Consider the following 6,165-nt stretch of genomic DNA (forward strand, 5'->3'; position numbering starts at 1 on the left):
GTGATACTGACTAGATTGTCTATTTAATTTGGTCGGGATGAGGGAGCACCATGGCGCGCACCGATCGTGATCGTTGGGATCTGGCGACGAGCGTGGGCGCGACGGCGACGATGGTCGCCGCCCAGCGGGCCCTGTCCTCCGACGCGAAGCTGATCGACGACCCCTATGCGGCGCCGCTCGTGCGCGCCGTCGGGATCGATGTCTACGTCCGGTTGGTGAACGGCGAGATCCCGGCCGGCGGGGCTTCCGAGTTCGATCCGCACCGGATGGCCCGAGGGATGGCTTGCCGGACAAGGTTTTACGACGACTTTTTCCTGGACGCAACGCGGAGCGGAATCGGCCAGGCGGTGATCCTCGCGTCGGGGCTGGACGCGCGCGCCTACCGGCTGCCGTGGCCCGCGGGCACCGTCGTCTACGAGGTCGACATGCCGGAGGTCATCGAGTTCAAGACTCTGACCCTCGACGATCTGGGCGCCGAGCCGACCGCCGAGCGGCGCCCCGTGGCCGTCGATCTGCGTGACGACTGGGCCACGGCGTTGCGCGATGCCGGATTCGATCCGCAGGCGCCGTCGGCGTGGAGCGCCGAAGGCCTATTGGTATACCTGCCGGAGGCGGCCCAGGACGCCCTGTTCGACAACATCACCGCGTTGAGCGCCCCGGGGAGCCGCCTGGCTTTCGACTTCGTGCCCGACACCGCGATTTTCGCCGACCCGCGCTGGCGCGCACACCACGACCGGATGAGCGAGCACGGGTTCGAGGTCGATTTCAACGACCTCGTCTATCACGGCGAGCGCAGCCACATCGTCGACCACCTGGGCCAGCGCGGCTGGCGGACTACGTCGCAGACTGTCGCGGAACTGCACGCGGCCAACGGCTTTGTCTACGCCGACGACGAGGTCGCCCAAGCCTTCGCCGACGTGACCTACAGCAGCGCGGTGCTCGGGCGCTGAGCGCCCATCTGCCGAGGCCAATACGCTTCGGTGCCCCCACTAGGACTCGAACCTAGGACCTGCGGATTAAAAGTCCGTAGCTCTACCAACTGAGCTATAGGGGCTGCGGAGATTCAGGATACTTGGAGCCCAAACGCGGCTCGTTTGAGGATTGGGCCCGCGGTGACCTAAGCTGACGTGGCTCCTAACGAAACCTCGTTGCGAGTACCCCGGAGTGATTCGGTTCTGGCCCCCATCGTCTAGTGGCCTAGGACGCCGCCCTTTCACGGCGGTAGCACGGGTTCGAATCCCGTTGGGGGTACGCGACGCGGTGACGCGAAGCAGCAGCAAGGCCCTGTGGCGCAGTTGGTTAGCGCGCCGCCCTGTCACGGCGGAGGTCGCGGGTTCGAGTCCCGTCAGGGTCGCCGATTCGGCGAGGCACTTCATGCCTTCCGGCCAGGTAGCTCAGTCGGTACGAGCGTCCGCCTGAAAAGCGGAAGGTCGGCGGTTCGATCCCGCCCCTGGCCACCAGTCTTAAGCTGCACGGACGCGATGACAGCACTCTATGGATGTTTCGGTGTGTCCGGTTCCTGTCCGTTCGCCCGGTCTTTGGCGACGTCATTGAGCCGGTCGAGATTCGTAGCGACGTGGTCGAGTTCGTCTGAGTAGAGGTCGCTGTAGATGTTGGCGGTGACGGTCGGCGTCGAGTGCCCCATGGTCTTCTGGACGTAGCGGAGGTCGGCCCCGGATTTCCGGGCGAGGCTGGCGTAGGTGTGGCGGAGGTCGTGGATCGTCAGCGGCGCCAGGCCGGTTTTCTTGAGGGCTTTGTTCCAGTGGGTGTGTCTACGCCAGTTGTTTGATCTCAGGAAGCATGCATTCGATGAAGATCCGCACTCCCGCGCCCATGATGGAGTAAATGTCGTTTCAGGTTAAAGGTTATGACGGACCAGATTGCGGGCAGTTGGCCAACTGTACGGCCCGGACTTCCACAGCGGTCTGCACTCAGTCGAATCCAGCCAACGTAACCCTCAAGGCCCGTTCCAACTCAACGTGGAGCGGTGGGCTCGTTTTAGTGTCTTCACTCAGCCAGCGTCGAAGTATGAATTGTGCGGTGGCCAAGGCCGTGTGGACAAGCAGCGAGGGACGAATGTCCAACCCTGCATCGACGCCCATCCGTGCAGCGACGAGTTCGATGAACTTGCGGCCATCGTTATCGCTGATCAGTGCCGATTTGCTCAGTAGGTGGGGGGCGGTCAGTATGGCTTGTTGCCAGTAGTGCGGCTTCGGATTGGTTTTGTCCCACGCGGTTTCGGCGAACAACGCGATCAGCGCGTCGGCTGCTGATTGGTCCGATGGCTGAGCGCCATAGGCGGCAACGATTTCAGCGACCGTTTGCCGCAAGGGGGCGATCAGCAGATCTTCCTTCGTAGGCGCGTAGCGGAAGTACGTGCTGATGGATATCCCGGAAGCGGCAGCGATGTCCTCGGTGGTCACCGCAGCAAATCCACGTTCGGCAAAAAGTTGATGTGCGGTTCCCTGGATCTGCGAGAGCAATTCGGCGCGGCGTCGGTCCCTTAACGAGCCAGTGTTTGCGGAGGGCATGACATCGCCTTCGTCAATCCGACATTCCAGGCTTCCTTCTGCGCTATGGTACGAACAGTAGCGTAGCGAAACCAACAGTACTAGGGGTTGTTTTGCTGGTGTCGCGATGTCGGGGACCGAGGCAGGCGACGCGGATTGCGCGGGAATGGCGGTCGCCTCACGAATATTCGCGAGTAGCCGCGGCCACAGGCGCCCGCCAATCGGGCTCAGGTTTCACACCGGCTCGGCATGGCGCGAATTCGGCGCTGGCTAGATCGGTCGCCAAACAGTGCGCTCGTGCCTGCCGTTCTTGGTGCTGTCCGGGTTGTCGACATTCCGCTGAGAAATGGCGCTCCGCAAGCCTCAGGTTGCTAGGTCCTCCATCCCCCAGTAGAGGTCTGTGTCTTGTTGGCTGAGGTTGAGGCCGCGATGTCTCGTTCAGGGGCACACACCGCGAGCAGCGCAGCAGTCCTCGACGCCACCCGGGCGGTCGCAACGTTTGGCGGCTTCAAGGCGGTCCACTTCAAATCGGTCGCCAAGCAAGCCGGCGTCACGGTCGGGTCGGTGTATGACCATTTCACGTCGAAGACCCACCTGCTGGTGACGCTGCTCGCCCGCGAGTTCGTGCGCCTGGATGAAGAACGCGACTGGAGCACGTGTGCGGCGTCCCCGATTCGGCGAGTGGAATCCTTGACTCGGCGGCTTCACGACGAATGGCAGCAAAATGTGAAGCTCACCGAGGCCGTGGTTCGCGCATTCGTTACTGCTGGCACCGATGAAGCTCTGGCGGTCCAACATGCCGCCGATCTGATCGAAAGCATGCTGGCGCGGGCACTGAGTGGCGGTACGCAAGGAATCCACGAGCGACAGATCGCAGGGCTCATCGCTGATATCTGGCTGGCCAACTTGATGGCCTTCATCGGCGGCCGGGCAACAGCGGAGCAGACACGCGAGTGCATCGACGGAGCTATGCGATTTGTTCTTGATGGGGGCGGGTGCCAACGATCTCTAGCAATACCGGCAGTATCGCTGCGATACTAGAAGTCTTATAAGTGTGGCTCCGCTGACGTGTCGAAGGGAGCGGCTATGCCTGCACAATGGATCGAGCAGTGCACTGTTCAGCGAGTCTCACTGCAAGGTGGCTTGGTACTCGACCTCGACGACTACAGCGAGCTCGTAATCTCCCGTCCGATGCGACTGACGCTTCCTGCAGTAGGAGTCTGGCCCGAGGAAGAGGTGTTGATCGACCCCGCCCACCTTTCGCCGGAAGAGCGGACGTTGTTGGACCTGGCCGGAGCGGTATGCACGCGAGCCTGGTTCGACGATGACGGGTCGCTCCATCTCGGGTTCTCCCGCGGACACCGCATCGATGTCCCCCCAGATGCAGCAGCGACCGCGTGGGAACTCTATGGCAAAGGCCATGGCTACATGGCGTGTCTGCCTCGGGGCCGAGTCCGAGCGGTTCGGCACGACCTTTCTGCAGAAGACGACGACTCAGATACTACGTAAATCACTACATGCGGGGCGTAGGGAACAATCTGGAGCGCTTAGTCGTAATGGCAGCCGGATTCGTCGAATTCAACGAGATCAATAGCAGGGCGGGCCGTGCCCATTGATTGGATCCTCATGTCATCCCCATTGTGCGGTCGAGGAAGTCGGTGACCGCGGCGGTGAACGCATCGTGGTTGTCGCCGGCAACCATGTGACCGGTGCCGGTGACGTCCGTCGTTTCGGCGTGCGGGACGAGCAGGAGGAATTCGTTGACGGTGTCCTGGGAGACTACGTCTGAAAGTGCGCCGCGTACTAGCAGCGTTGGGGCCGTGATTCATCAAATTCCATTCGCGGGGTGATGTCGACCAGGACAACGGCTGCCCAGAGGTCGGGTGAGGCCAGCGGGTGGGTAGCGAGGATGATCAGCCCGCCCAACGATGCACCGACGACGCCAGAGGACTGTCGGGGCTGACGTGTCCTCGTCGCGAGATCAGATCGGATACGAACCGTTCGGCCTCGTATTGTCCGCTCGGGTCCCAATTGAACTACCCCAGGGTTTTGTGGCTCTTCGCAAATCAGAGTGCATTGATGAGTTGGTGGAGTGCGCCGCTGTGCAGTAGTGAGCGCCAGCGGTAGTTGGTGAGGTTTCTGAATCCGAGGGCGTTGCGGCGCAAGGCTTCCAGTCGNGGCTCTTCGCAAATCAGAGTGCATTGATGAGTTGGTGGAGTGCGCCGCTGTGCAGTAGTGAGCGCCAGCGGTAGTTGGTGAGGTTTCTGAATCCGAGGGCGTTGCGGCGCAAGGCTTCCAGTCGGCCGTTGATGGCCTCGGTCGGCCCGTTGGAGGCGTGGTGGTCAAAGAAGGCCAAGATGTCGGCGCGACGGCGCCATAGCGTGCGGCCGAGCTGGGCGATCTCCTCCAATCCGGCGGGCACTCCGCGCCGGATCGACTCGATCAGCCTGGTCATCGCCTTCTTGCCGCGACGGCGGTTCGGGTCGGCGTAGGCGGCGATGATCTTCTGGTAGATCAGCCAGGCCACCTTGACGGCGAGGTGTTCCTCGGCATCGAAAACGCTGTTCAGCCGTGCGTACTGGCGAGTGGAGAGCAGCTGCAAGCGAGTGCGGGCGATGCGGCGGATCCCGTAGAGCGGATCTCCGGTATGGCCGCGCCGCCCCAGGGTCTGCTGCTGGATGCGCTGGCGAGTCAGGTCGAACTTGGTGCCAGCCAGCGCGACGACGTGGAAGGGGTCCATCACGGTGACTGCATCTGGGATGACCTCGGTGGCGGCGGTCTTATAGCCGGCGAACCCATCCATCGCAATGACTTGTACGGCCTGAGCGAAATCGGTGGGTTGGGCAGCCAACCACGACGCCAGCGCGGTGGCAGACCGTCCTTCGACCAAGTCAAGCAGCCGTGCCGGGCCAGTCCGGTCGTGAGTCGGGGTCAGGTCGATGATCAGCGTGACGAAGCCGGCCGCGCCAAGGCGGCGGGGCGCCCAGCGATGTTCGTCAACGCCAATGACGCGCACGCCGGTCAGTCGGTCGGGGCCGGCGGTAGCGATCAGCTCGGTGACCGTCCGCATCGCGATGGAGCTCACGGTATGCCAGGACAGGCCCAGCTCAGCGGCGATCGCCGAGACCGTGGTGCGGTCGATCATCAACCGCCGCAACACATACTGGGCACACCGCCGCGTCGTCGACGACCGCGGGGCGGCCAGCTTTCCGAGATCCTGATTGAACACCGCACGACCACACTCCGCTGTGGTACAGCGGTAGCGCGGTACGGCGACCCGCAGCACCAGCGGGTAGCCGGCCACCGGCAGATCCGTTAGCGGGCGGATGACGGTGTCGCGATAACGGCCCTCGCGCCCACAACCGGGGCAGCGTGGATCCCGGGTCACCGGCATGCAGAAAATCGTCGTCTGTTTCTCGTCAACGGCAGCGTCGGTGATCGTCACGCCCAACTCGATCGTGCGCATGATCGTGTCGGCAACAACAGAGGGCGGGCAGGCAGTAGCCTCAGACAACGGGTCACCTCGGTGGTGTTGGTGAAGCACGGTGTAGGAACCCGCATCGTCACCCACCGAGGCCCCGCCTCAGCTCACCGACACGACACTTTCACGCGGATATCCGCCGGCCACCGCTGCACTCTCGTTCACGAAGAGCCG

At 63.0% G+C, this 6,165-nt stretch carries 5 protein-coding genes, 4 tRNA genes and 2 pseudogenes; 6 read left to right on the plus strand and 5 right to left on the minus strand.

The features are described from left to right. The first annotated feature begins 50 nt into the window (after nucleotides 1–50). Nucleotides 51–950 carry a class I SAM-dependent methyltransferase gene (locus H7J89_RS02750; protein WP_264036256.1) on the plus strand — a complete coding sequence of 300 codons (900 nt, stop codon included), beginning with the start codon at nucleotides 51–53 and terminating at the stop codon, nucleotides 948–950. 31 nt (nucleotides 951–981) lie between these two features. On the opposite strand, the gene H7J89_RS02755 is transcribed toward H7J89_RS02750, so the two are convergent. Continuing rightward, nucleotides 982–1,054: transfer RNA gene (locus tag H7J89_RS02755), tRNA-Lys, on the minus strand. A 124-nt stretch (nucleotides 1,055–1,178) separates the two neighbouring features. Between H7J89_RS02755 and H7J89_RS02760 the strand changes: the two genes are divergently transcribed. The 3 genes from H7J89_RS02760 (at nucleotide 1,179) to H7J89_RS02770 (ending at nucleotide 1,460) form a co-directional block, all read left to right on the plus strand. Continuing rightward, nucleotides 1,179–1,251 (plus strand) — tRNA-Glu (locus H7J89_RS02760). A gap of 29 nt (nucleotides 1,252–1,280) precedes the next feature. Next, a tRNA-Asp gene (locus tag H7J89_RS02765) sits at nucleotides 1,281–1,354 on the plus strand. Nucleotides 1,355–1,383: 29 nt separating this feature from the next. Beyond that, nucleotides 1,384–1,460 (plus strand) — tRNA-Phe (locus H7J89_RS02770). 32 nt (nucleotides 1,461–1,492) lie between these two features. Here the strand turns inward: H7J89_RS02770 and H7J89_RS02775 are convergent. Then, nucleotides 1,493–1,816 (minus strand): annotated as a pseudogene (locus H7J89_RS02775) (tyrosine-type recombinase/integrase); the annotation flags it as partial. A gap of 115 nt (nucleotides 1,817–1,931) precedes the next feature. After that, nucleotides 1,932–2,531, minus strand: coding sequence for a TetR family transcriptional regulator (locus H7J89_RS02780; RefSeq protein ID WP_020188697.1), 600 nt, complete (start codon nucleotides 2,529–2,531; stop codon nucleotides 1,932–1,934). 387 nt (nucleotides 2,532–2,918) lie between these two features. Between H7J89_RS02780 and H7J89_RS02785 the strand changes: the two genes are divergently transcribed. Both H7J89_RS02785 and H7J89_RS02790 read left to right on the plus strand, forming a co-directional pair. After that, a complete protein-coding gene (locus H7J89_RS02785) occupies nucleotides 2,919–3,551 on the plus strand; it encodes a TetR/AcrR family transcriptional regulator (protein WP_264036259.1) in 633 nt (210 codons plus the stop codon). A 45-nt stretch (nucleotides 3,552–3,596) separates the two neighbouring features. Beyond that, complete coding sequence (locus H7J89_RS02790; protein WP_264036261.1) at nucleotides 3,597–4,019, plus strand: DUF6188 family protein; 423 nt, start codon at nucleotides 3,597–3,599, stop codon at nucleotides 4,017–4,019. A 115-nt stretch (nucleotides 4,020–4,134) separates the two neighbouring features. On the opposite strand, the pseudogene H7J89_RS02795 reads toward H7J89_RS02790, so the two are convergent. Further along, a pseudogene (locus H7J89_RS02795) lies at nucleotides 4,135–4,543 on the minus strand (alpha/beta fold hydrolase); the annotation flags it as partial. A gap of 158 nt (nucleotides 4,544–4,701) precedes the next feature. After that, nucleotides 4,702–5,976: an ISL3 family transposase gene (locus H7J89_RS02800; RefSeq protein ID WP_264036296.1), complete on the minus strand. Its 1,275-nt coding sequence runs from the start codon at nucleotides 5,974–5,976 to the stop codon at nucleotides 4,702–4,704. Between the last annotated feature and the right edge of the window lie 189 nt (nucleotides 5,977–6,165).

This window comes from Mycobacterium paraffinicum, assembly GCF_025822865.1.
GTDB classification, from domain to species: Bacteria; Actinomycetota; Actinomycetes; order Mycobacteriales; family Mycobacteriaceae; genus Mycobacterium; species Mycobacterium paraffinicum.